Origin of the sequence: Acidovorax sp. (assembly GCF_034519795.1) — a bacterium.
GTDB lineage: Bacteria > Pseudomonadota > Gammaproteobacteria > Burkholderiales > Burkholderiaceae_C > Acidovorax.
In genome coordinates this window covers 344476-362120 of the sequence record NZ_JAXHOB010000009.1, presented here as the reverse complement: position 1 = coordinate 362120, position 17645 = coordinate 344476, and the positions used below count along the sequence as shown (strand labels likewise).

Sequence of the window (17645 nt, the reverse complement as noted above, 5' to 3'; positions counted from 1 at the left end):
AGCGCACAGTGGGGGACATTCCCCCCAAACACCTTCGTCCGCGCGATACTCCCTGCCAGAATTCAAGGATAAAAACATGCAGGGAAACCCACAAGTCATCGACTACTTCAAGGATCTGCTGCGCGGCGAACTGGCCGCGCGCGACCAGTATTTCGCGCATTCGCGCATCTATGAAGACCAGGGCTTCATCAAGCTCTACACCCGCCTCGACCACGAGATGCAGGAAGAAACCCAGCACGCCGACGCGCTGCTGCGCCGCATCCTCTTCCTGGGTGGCCGCCCCGACATGCGGCCCAAGGAATTCACCCCCGGCGAAACCGTGCCCGAGATGCTGCGCAAGGACCTGGCCACCGAGTACGAAGTGCGCACCGCCCTGCAAAACGGCATGGCCCTGTGCGAGAGCGTGGGCGACTACGTGAGCCGCGACCTGCTGCTGGCCCAGCTGCGCGACACCGAGGAAGACCACGCCTACTGGCTCGAAAAGCAGATCGGCCTGATCGACAAGATCGGCCTGCAGAACTACCTGCAATCACAGACCTCCGCCTGAGCGAGCCCCCAACGGAACTCGCGCCGCCCGGCGCTGGGTCAGGCAAGGCGAGCGCCCGTGCGTGCGGTCCCAACGGCCAGTTCTGGCGTCCACTCAATGTAGAAGTGGACCTTCTTCGTCGTAGTAGTGCCGCGCCTCGTCCCACTCAGGTGCCGGTGGCGCAAAAAGCAGATCCCGGTCACCGGCATCCTGGAGGCTAGGCGCGTCTGCCGGCTCCAGCATCGCCGCCATTTCCTGGGCAAAACTGCGCAGCGCAATGAACTCGCAGGAGATGCGCTGGAAGAGGACCTCGCTGACCCGGTAGGCTCCCGGCCCGAAGTCCTCGGGGTCGTGGGAAATCTGCAGCGCCGTCACCCCGTCCATCAAGGCGATGGCATGCACCCCCAGCGATGCGAAGTGGGACACCAGCACCTTCAAGTCGACGCAGACAAACAACTGAAAAGCCCCCTGCATGAACAGCACGGCATTTTCAGCGGTCATTGACAGGGTGAACGGCTGCATCGGCACCCAGGCCATTTCGGGCGCCACCTGTATCGACATCAGCGATTTCGATGCCATGCCCTTGAGCGCATGCAGGCAACCCGGGTTGCCCTGGTAGTGGTCCGTGCGGATCGCCACGTAACGCAGGCCCTCTTCCGGAAAGACCTGCGCGATGCCCGATTCCATGGCCTGCTGCACACAGGTGTTGAGGTGTGCCGCATGCGCTGTCGCGGGGTGGATTTCCGGCGGTGGCGCATGGCGCGCGCTGCGGAAATCCGCCGGAAATCCGCCGGCAAGCAGCTGCAGGGTCCGCCGCAGCTCATCGTCCAGGAGCTTTCCTGGGCGACCGCGTTGCGCCAACGATTGCAGCTCCACGGGCTGCGGTTCACTGCCCGCCAACACGCAGATATCGCCTTGCCCCACCATGTTCGTCACATCGGCCAGGACAACGGGGATGCCCATGCCGGTGGCGAGCCTCAGGGCCCGGTAGCGCCTGCGAAACGTTTCCTGCCGGGAGAGGAATCCCGCACGCTCCCTGGCCTGGGTTCTCTGCGCAAAGTAGAAATACCGGTGGCGTTGGGGCGGATGGTAGGTCGCCGCAATGCCATCGCCAAAGCAGCGGTACAGAAAGCGCAGGTGTTCCAGCGCGTCACAGCGGTCCTGGATTTTCAGGACCAGCTCCTTCGTCTCGCGCGCCTTCTCTCCGATCAGCCGCTCTCTCACCAGGCGCTGCTTGAGGCGGAGCCTGGCGTCCTGCAGGCGGTCATGGCTGAGCTTCGAGCGGGCGATGCGCCGGATGAGCAGTTGCTGAAGTTCCAGGACGAGATTCACCCGCCCTGGGTCGCCCTGGATGGTGCCGAGCAGCCGCGCGGCCTTCAGGAGCCACTCCATCTCTCGGGGAAACCTCAAGGGGAAAGGCATTCGCAGTCTCCTCAAAGCGTGCAATGGACAAGTTCAAACCAGATTGCGGGCCTTCGGCTTGCCAGTCAACCGGTCTGCAGGATAGCGCCCATGCGGCAGCGAACGCCAGCAAATTATCGCTTGTTGACAATGCGGCCTGGGCAGCGGTGGCAGGCGCATCCTGACAGCACCGGCGCACACTGGCATATGGCCAGATCTGTGGGCTGATTGTCATTGCAGCCACCCGCATGAAGGGCGACACTCGCGGCATGCCCCAGCCCACCCGCACCATGGCCTGCCTGCTCTACCCCGGTGTGATGAGCCTGGACGTGGTCGGCCCCATGCAGGTCTTCGGTTCGGCCAATGCCGAGCGCACCGGCCATGGTCTGCCGCCGGCCTATGCGCTGCGCCTGCTGGCCGAGGTGCCGGGGCCCGTCACCACATCGGCCGGTTTTGCGCTGCTGGCCGATGGCAGCTGGGCCGATACCGACCCCGCAGGCCTCGACACCGTGCTGGTGGCAGGCGGCGATGGGGTGGCCGACCAGTTGGGCCACGCCGGCATGCAGCAGTGGCTGCGCCGTGCCGCGCCCCAGGTTCGCCGCCTGGGCTCGGTCTGCTCGGGCGCGCTGCTGCTGGCCCAGGCCGGCCTGCTTGATGGCCTGCGCGCCACCACCCACTGGTGCCGCATGGACAGCATGCGCCAGGACTACCCCGCCGTGCAGGTGGACGAAGACTGCCTGCACACCTACGATGCGGCCCACCCCGTGTACGGCCACCTGTTCACCTCGGCCGGCGTCACGGCTGGCATCGACCTGGCCCTGGCGCTGGTGGAGGCAGACCTGGGCCGCCCCATGGCCCTGGCCGTGGCACGCCGGCTGGTGATGTTCATGCGCCGCCCAGGCGGGCAGGCGCAGTTCAGCGCGCTGCTCGCGCCCGAGACCCGGCATGCGCCCCGGCTGGCGGCGCTGCTGGAATGGATTCCCACCCAGCTCGGCGGCGACCTGTCGCTCGATGCCCTGGCCGGGCAGGCCTGCATGCCGCCGCGCACGCTCACGCGCGTGTTCCAGCGCGAGCTGGGCACCACGCCCGGCCGCTATGTGGAGCGCGTGCGGGTCGAGGCCGCCTCCACCCTGCTCGCGCAGGCCCAGGCATCCGTGGCCACCGTGGCACGGCTGTGCGGGTTCGAGCACCCCGAGAACCTGCGCCGCAGTTTTCACAAGCACCGTGCCGTAAGCCCGCAGGCGTATGCGCAGCGCTTTGGTGCCGGTGCCTTGCTCGACTGAGCACCCTCCCCTTCCCCCACTGCGCCAACCAAGCGCACACCGAAAGTCCCGCCCATGCTGCTCCTGCGCACTGCCTCCGTTCGCCTGCTGTTTGCCGGCCAGGCCCTGTACTGGGGCTGCTCCATCATCGGCATCACGCTGACCTCCATCGTCGGCGCGCGGCTGGCGCCCTGGCCGGCGCTGGCCACCCTGCCACTGGCCTTGCTGGTGCTGGGCAACCTGCTGTCGGTGCAGCCGCTGTCGCTGTTCATGCAGCGCCATGGCCGGCGCGCCGGGCTGCAGGCCGGCGCGCTGTGCGGGGTGGCGGGAGGCCTCATCAGCATGGCGGGGGTGCAGTGGGGCAGCTTTGCCGTCTTCTGCGCAGGCACGCTGGCCATCGGCGCCTACCAGGCATCCTCGGGCTACTACACCTATGCCGCGCTGGAGGCGGTGGATGCGCAGCAGAAAGGCCGGGCCGCCGCCTGCGTGGTGGCCGGCGGCCTGTGCGCTGCGGTGTTCGCGCCGCCGCTGGCGCTGTGGTCGCGCAACCTGCTGGCCACACCGCTCGCAGGCGCCTACCTGGCCATTGCGGCACTGGCCGCGCTGGGCTGGGCGGTGATGGCGCGGCTGCGCGAGGGCGTGGCCCCCAAGCCGGCCGCAGGCGGCATGGCGGCCATGCGCGCCCTGCTGGCGCGGCCCGACCTGCGCGCGGCGGTGGTGATGACGGCCATCGGCCATGGCCTGATGATCCTGGTGATGAACGCCACGCCGCTGGCGATGGAGGTCTGCGGCCTCTCGGCCGCATCCGCCGCGCAGGTGATCCAGTGGCATGTGATCGGCATGTTCGCGCCTGCGCTGTTCTCGGGCACGCTGGTCGACCGCTTCGGCAGCCGCCGCGTGGCCACGGTGGGAGCCGCATGCCTGGCGGCCAGCGCGGTGGTGGCGCTGTCGGGCATCTCCTTCACCGATTTTTTGGCCAGCTCTTTCCTGCTGGGCACGGGCTGGAACCTGATGGTGATCTCGGGCACCACGCTGCTGTCCGAATCGCATGCACCCGAGGAGCGCGGCCAGGCCCAGGCACTGATGCAGTTGGCCAACGGCATCGTGGCGGCGATGATGTCCTTTGCCTCGGGCGCATTGTTGACTGGCGTGGGCTGGACGGCCATCAACGCGGTGGCGCTGCCGCTGCTGGCCGTTGCGGCGGGGCTGCTGTTCGTGCGCGGGCGCGCGGCTCCCGCCGCGGCAGGCTAGGCGGTCTTCGAGCGCTCGCGCACGAAGTCGATGAAGCGCGCCAGCGCCGGGTTGTTCAGCGCCGCCGGCCAGACCAGGCTGGTCTCGCACACCGGAAGGGGACTGGGCACCGCTTTCACGGCCTTGGTCCGCGCCTTGCCCGGAGCAGGCCCGAACGCATCGGCAGCGCGGTAGACCACGCCCTCGCGGCGGAACTGGGTCACGCTCTCGGGCACCCAGGCCACGCCCAGGCCGCCCCACACCAGGTTGACGATGGTCTGCATCTGGATCGCCTCCTGCGCCACCACGGGCACCCGGCCAGCCGCGTGGTACAGCGCAAAGATGGCGTCGTGCAGCGAAGGCACGATGCGGCGCGGAAAGATCACCAGCGGCTCGGCCAGCACCTGCGCCAGGTCCAGGCGCGGCGCACCGGCCAGCGGGTGGCTTGCGGGCAGCGCCAGCACCAGGGGTTCTTCGGCCACGGCCAGGCGCGCCAGCTCCGGCGGGGCCGCGCCGGGCGAATGCAGCACCAGCCCGCCATCGAGCTCGCCGCGCGCAAACAGGGCGCGCTGCACGTCGCCCGTGGCTTCCACCAGCTCCAGCGCCACCTGCGGGCACAGCACCCGAAAATCGCGCACCCACTCGGGCAGCCGCTCGAAGCCGATGGTGGAGACAAAGGCCAGCCGCACCCGCCCCACCTCGCCCGCCGCTGCGGCGCGCGCCCGCACCGGCAGCGCCTGCGCGCGCTCCAGAAAGTCGCGCACGTCGGGCAGCAGGGCCTCGCCCGCCGGGGTCAGCGCCACACGGCGGCGCGTGCGGTCGAACAGCATCACGCCCAGCGAGCGCTCCATCTGCGCAATCGCCTGGGTCAGCGGCGGCTGCGTCATGTGCAGGCGCAGCGCGGCCCGGCCAAAGTGCAGTTCTTCGGCCACCGCGACGAACTGGCGCCAGGCGCGCACGTCGATGAATGTCTCTTTCATATGTTTTATATATTAATGGAGCAGATGAAAGGGATTGGAAACGCAGCGCCAAACCTCGCATACTTGCAAGCCGAAAGCATGGGACACGTGGAACGCTGCGCTGTCCTCCCCCACAACAACGACTCCCCCACCAGGAAAACGCCATGGCAGACAGCAAGACCATCCCGATCCAGCCCATCAACCACCGCAGCGCCAACATCACGCAGGGCAAGTCGCGCGCGCCCAACCGCTCCATGTACTACGCCATGGGCTACGAGGAAGGCGACTTCGTCAAGCCCATGGTCGGCGTGGCCAACGGCCACAGCACCATCACCCCCTGCAACAGCGGCCTGCAGAAGCTGGCCGACGCGGCCATCGCCGGCATCGAGGAAGCGGGCGGCAACGCCCAGGTGTTCGGCACGCCCACCATCTCGGACGGCATGGCCATGGGCACCGAGGGCATGAAGTACAGCCTGGTGAGCCGCGAGGTGATCAGCGACTGCATCGAGACCTGCGTGGGCGGCCAGTGGATGGACGGCGTGCTGGTGGTCGGCGGCTGCGACAAGAACATGCCCGGCGGCCTGATGGGCATGCTGCGCGCCAACGTGCCCGCCATCTATGTCTACGGCGGCACCATCCTGCCCGGCCGCTACCAGGACAAGGACCTGAACATCGTGAGCGTGTTCGAGGCCGTGGGCGAGAACGCTGCCGGCAAGCTCAGCGACTTCGACCTGAAAGAGATCGAAAAGCGCGCCATCCCCGGCACCGGCTCGTGCGGCGGCATGTACACCGCCAACACCATGTCCAGCGCCTTCGAGGCGCTGGGCATCAGCCTGCCCTACTCGTCCACCATGGCCAACCCGCACGACGAGAAGATGAACTCGGCCAAGGAATCGGCCAAGGTGCTGATCGAGGCCATCAAGATGGACTTGAAGCCCCGTGACATCGTGACCAAGAAGGCCATCGAGAACGCCGTGGCCGTGATCATGGCCACCGGCGGCTCCACCAACGCCGTGCTGCACTTCCTGGCCATCGCCCACACGGCAGGCGTGGAGTGGAGCATCGACGACTTCGAGCGCATCCGCAAGCGGACCCCCGTGCTGTGCGACCTGAAACCCAGCGGCAAGTACCTGGCCGTGGACCTGCACCGCGCAGGCGGCATCCCGCAAGTGATGAAGGTGCTGCTCAACGCCGGCCTGCTGCACGGCGACTGCATCACCATCAGCGGCAAGACCATTGCCGAAGTGCTCAAGGACGTGCCCGATGTGCCCCGCGCCGACCAGGACGTGATCCGCAACATCGACAAGCCCATGTACGAGCAGGGCCACCTGGCCATCCTGAAGGGCAACCTCAGCCCCGAAGGCGCCGTGGCCAAGATCACGGGCCTGAAGAACCCCGTCATCACCGGCCCGGCCCGCGTGTTCGACGACGAGCAATCGGCCCTGGAAGCCATCCTGGCCGGCAAGATCAAGGCCGGCGACGTGATGGTGCTGCGCTACCTGGGCCCCAAGGGCGGCCCCGGCATGCCCGAGATGCTGGCCCCCACCGGCGCGCTGATCGGCGCCGGCCTGGGCGAAAGCGTGGGCCTGATCACCGACGGCCGCTTCTCCGGCGGCACCTGGGGCATGGTGGTCGGCCACGTGGCGCCCGAAGCGGCTGCCGGCGGCACCATCGCCTTCGTCAACGAAGGCGACAGCATCACCATCGACGCGCGCCAGCTGCTGCTGGAGCTGAACGTGAGCGAAGAAGAAATCGCCAAGCGCCGCGCCGCCTGGACGGCCCCCGCCCCGCGCTACACCCGCGGCGTGCAGGCCAAGTTCGCCTTCAACGCATCGAGCGCGAGCAAGGGTGCGGTGCTGGACGCGTACTGACACCCTGGTGGCAGGCAGGCGGCCCCTGCGCCTGCCCAGCCTCACGCACAACGCCCGCAGCCTTCTCAGGCTGCGGGCGTTTTTTCTTTCCACGGGCACTGCTGGGCATGCCTTTGAAGCACGCCGCAGGACTCTTGTTTCAATCCACGCGCCCTCACGGGGCGCGACTCTTCACTTCCAACATCGCCGGCCGCGACGACGGCATGCGCTGGCACGCCCCTCACAGTGGCGTAGCAGCCCCGTCACGGGAGAGCGTATGCCTTCCGGGCATGGGCCATCGGCATTCCGGCAATCGACGGCGCCGCAGGCCACGCCGATGATGCGGGCTCTTTCTGTACCAAGGAGCAGGCGTTGATGCGTATTGCAGTGATCGGTGGCGGCATCGTCGGTTTGGCCACCGCGCGGGCCCTCGTGGGCAAGGGCCACGAGGTGGTGCTGCTGGACCAGGGCCCCGGCCCGGCCAGCGGCGCAAGTGCCCAGAATGGCGCCCAGCTGAGCTATGCCTACGTGGCGCCGCTGGCGTCCCCCGCCATCTTCGCGCAGTTGCCGTCGCTGCTGCTGTCGCCGTCGTCGCCGCTGCGCCTGCGCCCGGGGCTGGACCCGGCTGCCTGGCGCTGGTGCCTGCAGTTCATGGCGGCCTGCACCCAGGCCCGCGCCGACGCCACCACGCGCCAGTTGCTGCGCCTGGCGGATGACAGCCGCAGCGCCTTCCAGCGCTGGCGCACGAACGTCCCGGCGGCGCGCATCGAGCACAGCACGCAGGGCAAGCTGGTGCTGTACTGCAGTGCTGCGGGCCTGGAGTCTGCCAGCCGCCAGGTGCAGCTGCAGCAGGCCATGCACGGGCCCCTGCAGCAGGTGCTGACGGGCGCGGAATGCTGCGCGCGCGAGCCCGCCCTAGGAGCCTGTCGGACTTGGAGCGTCGACAGCGAAAATCGGCCCCAGCGAGGACAGTTTTTGCCGGATTTGCAGCCCCATAGCCAGGCTATGGGGCAAAAAGACGGTGAAAAATGGACCGCTGCGGCCGATTTGCAGCCGACGATTTCCAAGTCCGACAGGCTCCTAGACCCCGCCGCAGCGCTGGCGGGCGGCATCTGGACCCCGAGCGAGGAAGTGGCCGACTGCGCCAAGGTCTGCACCGTGCTGGCCGATGAACTGGCCAGCGGGCCGCGCTTCACCGCGCTGTGGAAGCACCGCTTCCTCGCCTGGGAGCGCCAGGGCAGCGAGCTCAAGGGCCTGCTCGCCGAGCACGGCGGCACGCGCCAGCGCATCGCCTTCGATGCCTGCGTGGTGGCGGCCGGGGCGCAAACGCCCGGGCTGCTGCGCCCGCTGGGCGTGGGCGCCAGCGTGCCCATCCAGCCGCTCAAGGGCTACAGCATCGACGTGGCGGCCGGGCACATCGTGCGCATGCCGGCCACCAGCCTCACGGACACGGCGACCAAGACCGTGTTCGCGCCGCTGGGCACGGGCCCCACGCGGCGGCTGCGCGTGGCCGGCTTTGCCGAGCTGGTGGGCCAGGACACGCGCATCGACCACGGCCGCATCGCCCTGCTGGTGGACAGCGTGCGCCAGTGGTTCGGCCTGCGCGGCACGCCGGGCGACGTGCGCCCCTGGGCCGGCCTGCGCCCCGCCACGCCCACCGGGCTGCCGTGCATCGGCCGCGCCGGTGGCGTGCGCAACCTGTTCGTCAACTCCGGCCACGGCGCCCTGGGCTTCACGCTGGCCTTCGGTTCCGCCGAGTGGCTGGCAGCCGATGTCGAGGGCACTGCACAGGCCCGGCAGGCGCAACACATGCACGCGTGACGCGGCCGGTGGTGGTGACGGCACGCAAGGCACGGCGGTACCCGGCCCGTGCGCGCCTGTTAACCTTGCCCCATGTTCCGCATCCGCCACATCGAGATCTTCTATGCCGTGATGCGCGCCGGCACGGTCAAGGGGGCGGCCGACACACTGCACATCACCCAGCCCGCGGCCTCGCGCCTGCTGCAGCAGGCCGAGCAGAGCATCGGCGTCACGCTGTTCCAGCGCGTGCGCGGCCGGCTCACGCCCACGTTGGAGGCCCAGCGCCTGTTCCCCGAGGTGGAGCAGCTGTTCGGCCAGCTCGATGCCGTGCGCCGCAGTGCGGCCAACCTGGGCGCCGGCTCCGACACGGTGCTGCGCCTCCTGTGCGTGCCGGGGCTGTCGATGGAAGTGCTGCCCCAGGCCCTGGGCCGCTGGAACCGCACCTGCCCGGACGTGCGCCTGACCTTCCGCACCCTGCACTCGCGCCAGATCGCCGACGCCATCGTGCGCCGCGAGGCCGACCTGGGCTTTGCGCTGGAACCCTCGAACCACCCGGCTGCGGTGGACCTGCCCATAGCGCGCGGCCGCGTGGTCTGCGTGGGCCTGGACCTGCCGCCCGGCGACGGCCCCGTTCCCCTGCAGGCGCTGGCCGACCACCCGTTGATCGACCTGGACCCTTCGGACCCCATCGGCCGCCAGCTGCACATGGCCTACGACGCCCATGGCGTGGCGCCCGCCGCGCGCATCACCACCGCCAGTTATCACGCCGCCATTGAAATGGCCGCCCAGGGCCTGGGCTGGGCCCTGGTGGACAGCTGGTCGGCCTGGTATGCGCGGCGCCACCCCCGCCTGCAGGTGCAGCCCCTGGCACCGGAGGTGGGCACGGTGGCCTATGCGCTGCGCTCGCGCGACCTGCCCTGGAGCGCAGCGGCTGGCGCGCTGGTGGAGGAGATGGGGCGGGCGTTGGGGTGAGCCTGTGCGTGCTGCAGGCATGAAAAAGCCCGTCACCCTGGGGGACGGGCTTTTTCATGGGGAGACGGGCGCTCGCCCGGGCCGCCAGAGCGTGGCCCGAACCCCGGCGTGCCGCAGGCCCGGCGGCCCTCAGCGCGGCTTGCGCGGCGCCATGCCCAGCGCTTCCTTGTTCTTGTCGATGCGCGCCTGCTTGCGCTCTGCCATGCGTTCCATGGCCTTGCGCTTGGTGTAGCCGGTGCCGTCGGCCCAGGCCCACCAGACGATGGTGGCGCCGTAGACACCCAGGATCCACCACCAGTCCATGTTGGCGACGGGGCCGATTTCAAGGTATTTCAATGCCGTCAGAATAACGGCGATGGCGAGCAGGTACATGGCAATCTCCAATCAGTACGGGGGCGCAGGGGCTTGGCGGCCGATGAGCCCCAGGTCAACCCAAGTCACTACAATTCCGTTAAAAGAACTGTAACCCAACCCACAGGAAAATCCCCACCATGAAGCGCACTCTGATCACATTGGCCCTTTCACTGTCGGTGGCGGGCCCCGCCATGGCCGATCTGGCGCTGGCCACGGCCAAGAGCTGCATGGCCTGCCATGCCATGGACAAGAAGGTGGTGGGCCCCTCCTACAAGGAAGTGGCGGCCAAGTACGCGGGCCAGAAGGATGCCGTGGACAAGCTGGCCGGCAAGATCATGAAGGGCGGCGGCGGCGTCTGGGGCCCCGTGCCCATGCCCGCCAATGCGCAGGTCAACGAAGCCGACGCCAAGAAGCTGGCGGCCTGGGTGCTCTCGGTGAAGTAAACCGCCGCAACGCGCCCGCGACGACAGCCGCGCCACTGTGCCAGTGGGGCGGCTGTTGCGCTTTGGGGAGCAGCCCGTGGTGCTACACGAGGTTCACGTCGCTCCCGCGCACGCGCAGTTGCTGCTCCAGTTGCCCCACGTAGGCGGCGGTGGAGTTGTCCGACTCCTGGGCACGTGCGGCCAGGCGGGTTTCGAGGTGGTCCAACCGGGCCAGCAGGGCGGTGTGCGTTTGCTGCTGCTGGGTTTCCAGAAAGGCGCGCAATTCGGTGAAGCGCGAGGCCTCGGCCTTGTCGGCCAGCTCGCGCTGGGCCTGCAGCTCCTTGGTGTGGCGGCGCGTCTCCAGCAGCACGGAGCCCTGCAGCGACAGCACATAGGCCACGCACACCACGGCGAGCAGGGCGGTCAGGCCCAGCATCAGCAGGCCCAGGGGCGCCTCGAAAGACATCACGCCGAGGGAAACCAGCACGGGGGCGGACAGAGCAGCCCAGTTGAAGGCGGCCAGCACGGCAATGGCCAGCACGGTCAGCAGCACCAGGATGGATCGAATATGCATGGGAAAGCTCCGTTCGTTCGTTGCACGCATCGCTCGCCGGCCCTCATGGCCGGCGGCGCGTTGAACGGGTTGTAACCGATGCAGGGCGGCAAACGCCGACCTGGCAGCGGTTTGCCGAAGCTGTCCTACAGGGGGCGGCCTCCTGGCCGCCGCGCGGCGGCCGGTGGCCTCGATAAAAAATGCTGCGAAGCGTCCCGAAACGAAAAAGAGAGGGAGGGAGGAAAAGCGCTTCGGAAGGGGCAGCCGGAAACCCATGGGGCCGAAAGGCTTCGCAACAGCAAAAACGGTGCATCGATCATACGCCGTGAGAGGCGACGAAACTTGAGGCCACGCCACATCGCCTGCGGCGATAGGCGTGTCCCCGACCCCGGCAAGCGCTGCGCGCTGGCGCCGTTGCACGGCGCCTTCTGGATCAGTTGGTCTGCGACAACTGATCCAGGATTGCCGATTGTGTGGCCACGTCACATCGCCTGCGGCGATATGAGTGTCCCCGAACCCGGCAAGCGCTGCGCGCTGGCGCCGTTGCACGGCGCCTTGTGGATCAGTTGGTCTGCGACAACTGATCCAGGATTGCCGGATTCTCAAGCGTGGAAGTGTCTTGGGTGATGGCTTCCCCCTTGGCAATGCTGCGCAGAAGTCTGCGCATGATCTTGCCGCTGCGCGTCTTGGGCAGGTTGTCGCCGAAGCGGATGTCCTTGGGCTTGGCGATGGGGCCGATTTCCTTGGCGACCCAGGCGCGCAGCTCGTTGGCGATCTGCTTGGCCTCTTCGCCGGTGGGGCGCGAGCGCTTGAGCACGACGAAGGCGCAGATGGCCTCGCCGGTCACGTCGTCGGGGCGGCCCACCACGGCGGCTTCGGCCACCAGGTCGGTCTTGGAGACCAGGGCCGACTCGATCTCCATCGTGCCCATGCGGTGGCCCGAGACGTTGAGCACGTCGTCGATGCGGCCGGTGATGCGGAAGTAGCCCCGGTCGGCGCTGCGCACGGCACCGTCGCCGGCCAGGTAGTAGCCCTTGAGTTCTTCGGGGAAGTAGGCCTTCTTGAAGCGCTCGGGGTCGTTCCAGATGGTGCGGATCATACTGGGCCAGGGGCGCTTGATGACCAGGATGCCGCCCGTGCCGTTGGCGATGTCGTTGCCCACTTCATCGACGATGGCGGCGGTGATGCCGGGCAGCGGCAGCGTGCAGCTGCCGGGCACCAGCGGCGTGGCGCCGGGCAGCGGGGTGATGACGTGACCGCCGGTCTCGGTCTGCCAGAAGGTGTCCACGATGGGGCAGCGCTCGCCGCCCACGTTCTTGTGGTACCACATCCAGGCTTCGGGGTTGATGGGCTCGCCCACGCTGCCCAGGATGCGCAGGCTCGACAGGTCCGAGCGTGCGGGGTGCACGGCGGCATCGCCCTCGGCAGCCTTGATGAGCGAACGGATCGCGGTGGGGGCCGTGTAGAAGATGGTGCACTTGTGCTTTTCGATCATCTGCCAGAAGCGCCCGGCGTTGGGGAAGGTGGGGATGCCCTCGAAGATGATCTGCGTGGCGCCGGCCGCCAGCGGGCCGTAGGCCACGTAGGTGTGGCCGGTGATCCAGCCGATGTCGGCAGTGCACCAGAACACGTCGTCGGGCCGCAGGTCGAAGGTCCAGTCCATCGTCAGCTTGGCCCACAGCAGGTAGCCGCCGGTGGAGTGCTGCACCCCCTTGGGCTTGCCGGTGGAGCCGCTGGTGTACAGGATGAACAGCGGATGCTCGGCCCCCACGGCCACGGGCGGGCAGTCGCTGCTCTGGCCCTGGAGCACTTCGTCGAAGGTCTTGTCGCGCCCGGCCACCATGTTGCAGGCCGTGGGCGTGCGCTGGTAGACGAAGACATTGCGGATGGTGTCGCAGCCGCCGGCGGCCAGGGCCTCGTCGATGATGGCCTTGAGCGGCAGTTCCTTGCCGCCGCGCATCTGGTAGTTGGCGGTGACCACGGCCACGGCACCGGCGTCGATGATGCGCTCCTGCACCGCCTTGGCGCTGAAGCCGCCGAACACCACGCTGTGCGTGGCGCCGATGCGTGCGCAGGCCTGCATGGCGATCACACCCTCGACCGTCATGGGCATGTAGATCAGCACGCGGTCGCCCTTTTGCACGCCGTGGGCCTTGAGCGCATTGGCGAACTGGCTGACGCGGGCCAGCAGCTCCTTGTAGGTCACGCGGGTCACGCTGCCGTCGTCGGCCTCGAAGATGATCGCGTCCTTGTTCTCGGTGGGCGTGCCGATGTGGCGGTCCAGGCAGTTGGCGCTGGCGTTGAGCTCGCCGTCGTCGAACCACTTGAAGAACGGGGCGTTGGACTCATCAAGAGTGCGGGTGAAGGGCCGGGTCCACTGCACGTTCTCGCGCGCCAGGCGCGCCCAGAAGCCTTCGAAGTCCTGCTCGGCCTCGGCGCACAGGGCGTCATAGCCGGCCATGCCGGAGACGCGGGCGGCCTTGACGATGGCGTCCGACGGGGGAAACACGCGGTTTTCGACCAGCACGGACTCGATTGCCGATGTAGAGGTGGATGCTGCACTCATCTTGTTGTCTCCTGGGTCTGATGGAATCGGTTTGGGCGGTACTGTCCTGCGCGGCACTTACAAGCCACTGACTGGCACGAAGCTTACAGGTCCTGTCACAGGCCACCGCCGGCAGACACCCTAAAATCGCGCGTCTCCCCTACCCCACCCCCTTTATGTCCGCCCCCAAGCTTCCCCTCAAGCCCACGCCCATGCGCCCTCTGTCCTCGCTGATCTTTGCCAGCCGCTGGCTGCAATTGCCCCTGTACCTGGGCCTGATCCTGGCGCAGGCGGTGTATGTGTTCCATTTCTGGGTGGAGCTGGTGCACCTGATCGAGGCCGCCTTCGGCGACACGGCGGCGCTCAAACAGCTGGTTTCCAGCATCGGCTACAAGAGCGATTTCGAGGTCACGGCGCTCAATGAGACCATCATCATGCTGGTGGTGCTGGCGCTGATCGACGTGGTGATGATCTCCAACCTCCTGATCATGGTGATCGTGGGCGGCTACGAGACCTTCGTCTCGCGCCTGCACCTCGAAGACCACCCCGACCAGCCCGAATGGCTGAGCCATGTGAACGCCTCGGTGCTCAAGGTCAAGCTGGCCACGGCCATCATCGGCATCAGCTCCATCCACCTGCTCAAGACCTTCATCAATGCCGCCAACTACGATGAGAAGGTGCTGATGTGGCAGACCATCATCCACGTGGTGTTCCTGCTGAGCGCGCTGGCCATTGCGGCGACGGACCGCCTGATGGCGCACAGCACACCGCCTGTGCGGCACTGACCGGCCCCGGCCCACGAAGCCCCGCAAGGACCTGCGCGCCAGGTCCGGCGGGGCTTTTTTCGTGGGCAAGCGCGCGCACTGCGCCCGCGTATACCACCGTCGGAAAAACCCGTATTTCCAACACAAAAGCACTGAATACTTATAATTCACCAGTGTTTTACAACCTGCAACGCAGGTAATTCGTCCTTTTCACAGGGCGAACCCCCAGTCGGGGCGACTGTAACCTGTTGACGGACAGCCCCCGACGCCAAGGCCGGATTCCGGCCCTGATGCATCTTTCAGCGTTCGGCCCCCCCCTGCGGTGCCGCGCCGACTCTCAGGCCCTTGCGCACATCTCGCGTGCCATCCGGGCCGATCCGGGCACCTGCCGTGCCCACCCCTTGCCTTTGTGCCCTGCGCCTGCGCGCCGGGTCGGCTGCCGCATCAGGGTTTCGCTTTTCCGGCCCTCCATCGCGCCCGGGGCCCCTGTAGGTGGCCGGGCGTGTCGATCCACCCGCCATCCACCGAGGAAGGACCCACCCCATGGCCAAGCAAATCACCATCGAGCATGTGTTCAAGGTTTTCGGCGACACGCCGCAGACCGCGCTGGACCTGGCACGCCAGGGCCTGGACAGGAAAGACATCCTGGCGCAGACCGGCAACTCCATCGCCGTCTTCGACGCCAGCTTCACCATCGCGGCCGGCGAGATCTTCGTCGTCATGGGCCTGTCGGGCTCGGGCAAATCGACGCTGGTGCGCATGCTCAACCGCCTGATCGAGCCCACGGCCGGCCGCATCCTGGTGGAGGGCGAGGACATCAACGCCCTGGGCGAGCGCCAGCTGCGCGCCCTGCGCCGCAAGGACATCAGCATGGTGTTCCAGTCCTTCGCCCTCATGCCGCACCTGACGGTGCTGGACAACGCCGCCTTCGGGCTCGAACTGGCCGGTGTGGGCCGTGCGGAGCGCCAGCAGCAGGCCGCGCTGGCGCTGGAACAGGTGGGCCTGGCCGGCTGGGGCGCGAGCTACCCCGACGAGCTGTCGGGCGGCATGCAGCAGCGCGTGGGCCTGGCGCGGGCACTGGCCAGCGACCCGTCCATCCTGCTCATGGACGAGGCCTTCTCGGCGCTGGACCCGATCATCCGCACCGAGATGCAAAGCGAGCTGCTGCGCCTGCAGCAGGTGCGCCGGCGCACCATCGTCTTCATCTCGCACGACCTGGACGAGGCCATGCGCATCGGCGACCGCATCGCCATCATGAAAGACGGCGAAGTGGTGCAGGTGGGCACGCCCGACGAGATCCTGCGCAACCCTGCCAACGGCTATGTGCGCAGCTTCGTGCGCGGCGTGGACGCGGCCGCCGTGTTCAAAGCCGGCGACATCGCGCGCAAGCGCCTCACGGTGGTGAACGAGCACGGCGACCGGGGCGCCCGTGCGGCGCTGCAGCTCATCGAGGGGCACGATGACGACTTCGCCTACGTGCTCAGCCCCAGCCGGCGCTACCTGGGCACCGTGTCGGCCGACTCGCTGCGCGCGGCCCTGCGCGGCCACACCGGGCCGCTGGGGCTGCAGCATGCCTACCTCGGCGCGGTGGAGCCCATCGCCGCGCAGGCGCCGGTGGCCGAGCTGTTCGGCCAGGTGGCGCAGGCCCCCTGCGCGCTGCCCGTGGTGGAGGCCGACGGGCGCTTTCGCGGCGCCATCAGCAAGACCACGCTGCTGCGCTTTCTGGACCGGGACACACCGCCCCTTCCCGCCGCCACCCCCACCACCGCCACCACCGGGAGCCCCGCATGACCGAGACGACCCTGAACACCACGCTCCCCGCCATGGCGCGGGAAGCATCCCTGCCACTGCAGACCGACGCCAGCCCCTGGACCGGCGATGCCGCCACCGCCCTGCCGCAACCTGCGCCCTTCGTCGATCCCTGGCAGGCCTCCATGCAGGCCGGTGACGGCGGCGCGGCATCCACCGACTGGCTCAACACGCCCGTGCCACCGGTCGACATGGCGGCTGCCTTGGATCCGTCGGCCACGAGCGGCCTGCCGCTGACCCAGCTGTTCGACGGCTCCGTGCCCGTACAGGCCGGGATCAACCAGGGCCTTGGCTGGGTGGTGGAACACTTTCGCCCCTTTTTCCAGAGCGTGCGCGCGCCCATCGACGGCACGCTCAGCGGCGTGGAAGGCCTGCTCACCAGCCTGCCCGCCCCGGCCATGGTGGTGCTGGCAGGGCTGCTGGCCTGGCAGTTCGCCGGTCGCGCGCTGGCACTGGGCACGGTGGTGTCGCTGGCCCTGGTGGCGCTGCTCGGTATCTGGCCCGAGGCCATGGTCACCCTGTCGCTGGTGCTCACCTCGCTGGCCTTCTGCGTGCTGATCGGCCTGCCCCTGGGCATCGTGCTGGCCAGCAGCGACCGCGCCCAGCGCCTCCTGCGCCCGCTGCTCGACGCCATGCAGACCACGCCGGCCTTCGTCTACCTGGTGCCGGTGGTGATGCTGTTCGGCATCGGCAACGTGCCGGGCGTGGTGGTCACCATCGTCTTCGCGCTGCCGCCGCTGGTGCGCCTGACCAACCTGGGCCTGCGCCAGGTGCGGCCCGACCTGATCGAGGCCTCGCGCGCCTACGGCGCATCGCCGCTGCAGATGCTGGTCAAGGTGCAGCTGCCGCTGGCCATGCCCTCCATCCTGGCCGGCATCAACCAGGCGCTGATGCTCTCGCTGTCGATGGTGGTCATCGCCTCGATGATCGCCGTGGGCGGCCTGGGCCAGATGGTGCTGCGCGGCATCGGCCGGCTCGACATGGGCCTGGCCACCGTGGGCGGCCTGGGCATCGTGCTGCTGGCCATCACGCTGGACCGCATCACCCAGGCGCTGGGCCGGCCGCGCCGCGGCGTGCGCCACTGGTGGCACACCGGCCCTGCGGGCCTGATGCTGCGCCTCGCGTCGCGCCTGGTGCAGCCCCGCCGGGCCCCGCAAGGCCCGGGTGCCCTGCCCGCCCTGCGCTGATCTCCCACCCG

The 17645-nt window shown here is 68.5% G+C and carries 15 protein-coding genes; 10 read left to right on the top strand and 5 right to left on the bottom strand.

The features are described 5' to 3' along the window. Positions 1-76 precede the first annotated feature (76 nt). The gene (gene bfr / locus U5N23_RS12365; RefSeq protein WP_322593103.1) at positions 77-547 is read left to right on the top strand and encodes a bacterioferritin; all 471 of its coding nucleotides are present in this window, start codon (positions 77-79) and stop codon (positions 545-547) included. 93 nt (positions 548-640) lie between these two features. Here bfr and U5N23_RS12360 read toward each other — a convergent pair whose 3' ends face one another. Further along, positions 641-1948, bottom strand: coding sequence for a hypothetical protein (locus U5N23_RS12360; protein WP_322593102.1), 1308 nt, complete (start codon positions 1946-1948; stop codon positions 641-643). Positions 1949-2175: 227 nt separating this feature from the next. Between U5N23_RS12360 and U5N23_RS12355 the strand changes: the two genes are divergently transcribed. Both U5N23_RS12355 and U5N23_RS12350 read left to right on the top strand, forming a co-directional pair. Continuing rightward, positions 2176-3210 carry a GlxA family transcriptional regulator gene (locus U5N23_RS12355; RefSeq protein WP_416208598.1) on the top strand — a complete coding sequence of 345 codons (1035 nt, stop codon included), beginning with the start codon at positions 2176-2178 and terminating at the stop codon, positions 3208-3210. A 54-nt stretch (positions 3211-3264) separates the two neighbouring features. Then, the gene (locus U5N23_RS12350) at positions 3265-4440 is read left to right on the top strand and encodes an MFS transporter (RefSeq protein WP_322593101.1); all 1176 of its coding nucleotides are present in this window, start codon (positions 3265-3267) and stop codon (positions 4438-4440) included. Here the strand turns inward: U5N23_RS12350 and U5N23_RS12345 are convergent. Then, complete coding sequence (locus U5N23_RS12345; protein WP_322593100.1) at positions 4437-5399, bottom strand: LysR family transcriptional regulator; 963 nt, start codon at positions 5397-5399, stop codon at positions 4437-4439. The genes U5N23_RS12350 and U5N23_RS12345 overlap by 4 nt on opposite strands. Positions 5400-5542: 143 nt before the next feature. On the opposite strand from U5N23_RS12345, the gene ilvD reads away from it, so the two are divergent. The 3 genes from ilvD to U5N23_RS12330 all read left to right on the top strand — a co-directional run bounded on the left by ilvD (position 5543) and on the right by U5N23_RS12330 (position 10000). Continuing rightward, the gene (ilvD, locus tag U5N23_RS12340) at positions 5543-7249 is read left to right on the top strand and encodes a dihydroxy-acid dehydratase (protein WP_322593099.1); all 1707 of its coding nucleotides are present in this window, start codon (positions 5543-5545) and stop codon (positions 7247-7249) included. 354 nt (positions 7250-7603) lie between these two features. Continuing rightward, a complete protein-coding gene (locus U5N23_RS12335; RefSeq protein WP_322593098.1) occupies positions 7604-9049 on the top strand; it encodes an FAD-dependent oxidoreductase in 1446 nt (481 codons plus the stop codon). Between the two features lie 72 nt (positions 9050-9121). Continuing rightward, the gene (locus tag U5N23_RS12330; protein ID WP_322593097.1) at positions 9122-10000 is read left to right on the top strand and encodes a LysR family transcriptional regulator; all 879 of its coding nucleotides are present in this window, start codon (positions 9122-9124) and stop codon (positions 9998-10000) included. A 129-nt stretch (positions 10001-10129) separates the two neighbouring features. Here U5N23_RS12330 and U5N23_RS12325 read toward each other — a convergent pair whose 3' ends face one another. Beyond that, positions 10130-10372 carry a TIGR04438 family Trp-rich protein gene (locus U5N23_RS12325; RefSeq protein ID WP_322593096.1) on the bottom strand — a complete coding sequence of 81 codons (243 nt, stop codon included), beginning with the start codon at positions 10370-10372 and terminating at the stop codon, positions 10130-10132. 119 nt (positions 10373-10491) lie between these two features. Between U5N23_RS12325 and U5N23_RS12320 the strand changes: the two genes are divergently transcribed. Next, positions 10492-10797 carry a c-type cytochrome gene (locus U5N23_RS12320; RefSeq protein ID WP_322593095.1) on the top strand — a complete coding sequence of 102 codons (306 nt, stop codon included), beginning with the start codon at positions 10492-10494 and terminating at the stop codon, positions 10795-10797. 82 nt (positions 10798-10879) lie between these two features. Here the strand turns inward: U5N23_RS12320 and U5N23_RS12315 are convergent, their stop codons facing one another. Next, complete coding sequence (locus tag U5N23_RS12315) at positions 10880-11350, bottom strand: LapA family protein (RefSeq protein WP_322593094.1); 471 nt, start codon at positions 11348-11350, stop codon at positions 10880-10882. Positions 11351-11891: 541 nt separating this feature from the next. Next, on the bottom strand, positions 11892-13895 hold the full coding sequence (acs, locus tag U5N23_RS12310; protein WP_322593093.1) for an acetate--CoA ligase: 2004 nt from the start codon (positions 13893-13895) through the stop codon (positions 11892-11894). 155 nt (positions 13896-14050) lie between these two features. Here acs and U5N23_RS12305 point away from each other — a divergent pair, with 155 nt between their 5' ends. The 3 genes from U5N23_RS12305 (at position 14051) to proW (ending at position 17634) form a co-directional block, all read left to right on the top strand. Then, positions 14051-14659 carry a TIGR00645 family protein gene (locus U5N23_RS12305; protein WP_322593092.1) on the top strand — a complete coding sequence of 203 codons (609 nt, stop codon included), beginning with the start codon at positions 14051-14053 and terminating at the stop codon, positions 14657-14659. A gap of 522 nt (positions 14660-15181) precedes the next feature. After that, positions 15182-16429, top strand: a complete 1248-nt coding sequence (gene proV / locus U5N23_RS12300) for a glycine betaine/L-proline ABC transporter ATP-binding protein ProV (protein ID WP_322593091.1) — start codon at positions 15182-15184, stop codon at positions 16427-16429. Then, positions 16426-17634: a glycine betaine/L-proline ABC transporter permease ProW gene (proW, locus tag U5N23_RS12295; protein ID WP_416208597.1), complete on the top strand. Its 1209-nt coding sequence runs from the start codon at positions 16426-16428 to the stop codon at positions 17632-17634. Before proV ends, proW begins: the two co-directional genes overlap by 4 nt. Positions 17635-17645 lie beyond the last annotated feature (11 nt).

What these genes read in the sequence shown, in the direction of transcription:
- bfr (WP_322593103.1), top strand. Translation starts at nt 77, where the DNA reads ATGCAGGGAAACCCACAAGTCATCGACTACTTCAAGGATCTGCTGCGC.
- U5N23_RS12360 (WP_322593102.1), bottom strand. Translation starts at nt 1,948, where the DNA reads ATGCCTTTCCCCTTGAGGTTTCCCCGAGAGATGGAGTGGCTCCTGAAG.
- U5N23_RS12355 (WP_416208598.1), top strand. Translation starts at nt 2,176, where the DNA reads ATGAAGGGCGACACTCGCGGCATGCCCCAGCCCACCCGCACCATGGCC.
- U5N23_RS12350 (WP_322593101.1), top strand. Translation starts at nt 3,265, where the DNA reads ATGCTGCTCCTGCGCACTGCCTCCGTTCGCCTGCTGTTTGCCGGCCAG.
- U5N23_RS12345 (WP_322593100.1), bottom strand. Translation starts at nt 5,399, where the DNA reads ATGAAAGAGACATTCATCGACGTGCGCGCCTGGCGCCAGTTCGTCGCG.
- ilvD (WP_322593099.1), top strand. Translation starts at nt 5,543, where the DNA reads ATGGCAGACAGCAAGACCATCCCGATCCAGCCCATCAACCACCGCAGC.
- U5N23_RS12335 (WP_322593098.1), top strand. Translation starts at nt 7,604, where the DNA reads ATGCGTATTGCAGTGATCGGTGGCGGCATCGTCGGTTTGGCCACCGCG.
- U5N23_RS12330 (WP_322593097.1), top strand. Translation starts at nt 9,122, where the DNA reads ATGTTCCGCATCCGCCACATCGAGATCTTCTATGCCGTGATGCGCGCC.
- U5N23_RS12325 (WP_322593096.1), bottom strand. Translation starts at nt 10,372, where the DNA reads ATGTACCTGCTCGCCATCGCCGTTATTCTGACGGCATTGAAATACCTT.
- U5N23_RS12320 (WP_322593095.1), top strand. Translation starts at nt 10,492, where the DNA reads ATGAAGCGCACTCTGATCACATTGGCCCTTTCACTGTCGGTGGCGGGC.
- U5N23_RS12315 (WP_322593094.1), bottom strand. Translation starts at nt 11,350, where the DNA reads ATGCATATTCGATCCATCCTGGTGCTGCTGACCGTGCTGGCCATTGCC.
- acs (WP_322593093.1), bottom strand. Translation starts at nt 13,895, where the DNA reads ATGAGTGCAGCATCCACCTCTACATCGGCAATCGAGTCCGTGCTGGTC.
- U5N23_RS12305 (WP_322593092.1), top strand. Translation starts at nt 14,051, where the DNA reads ATGTCCGCCCCCAAGCTTCCCCTCAAGCCCACGCCCATGCGCCCTCTG.
- proV (WP_322593091.1), top strand. Translation starts at nt 15,182, where the DNA reads ATGGCCAAGCAAATCACCATCGAGCATGTGTTCAAGGTTTTCGGCGAC.
- proW (WP_416208597.1), top strand. Translation starts at nt 16,426, where the DNA reads ATGACCGAGACGACCCTGAACACCACGCTCCCCGCCATGGCGCGGGAA.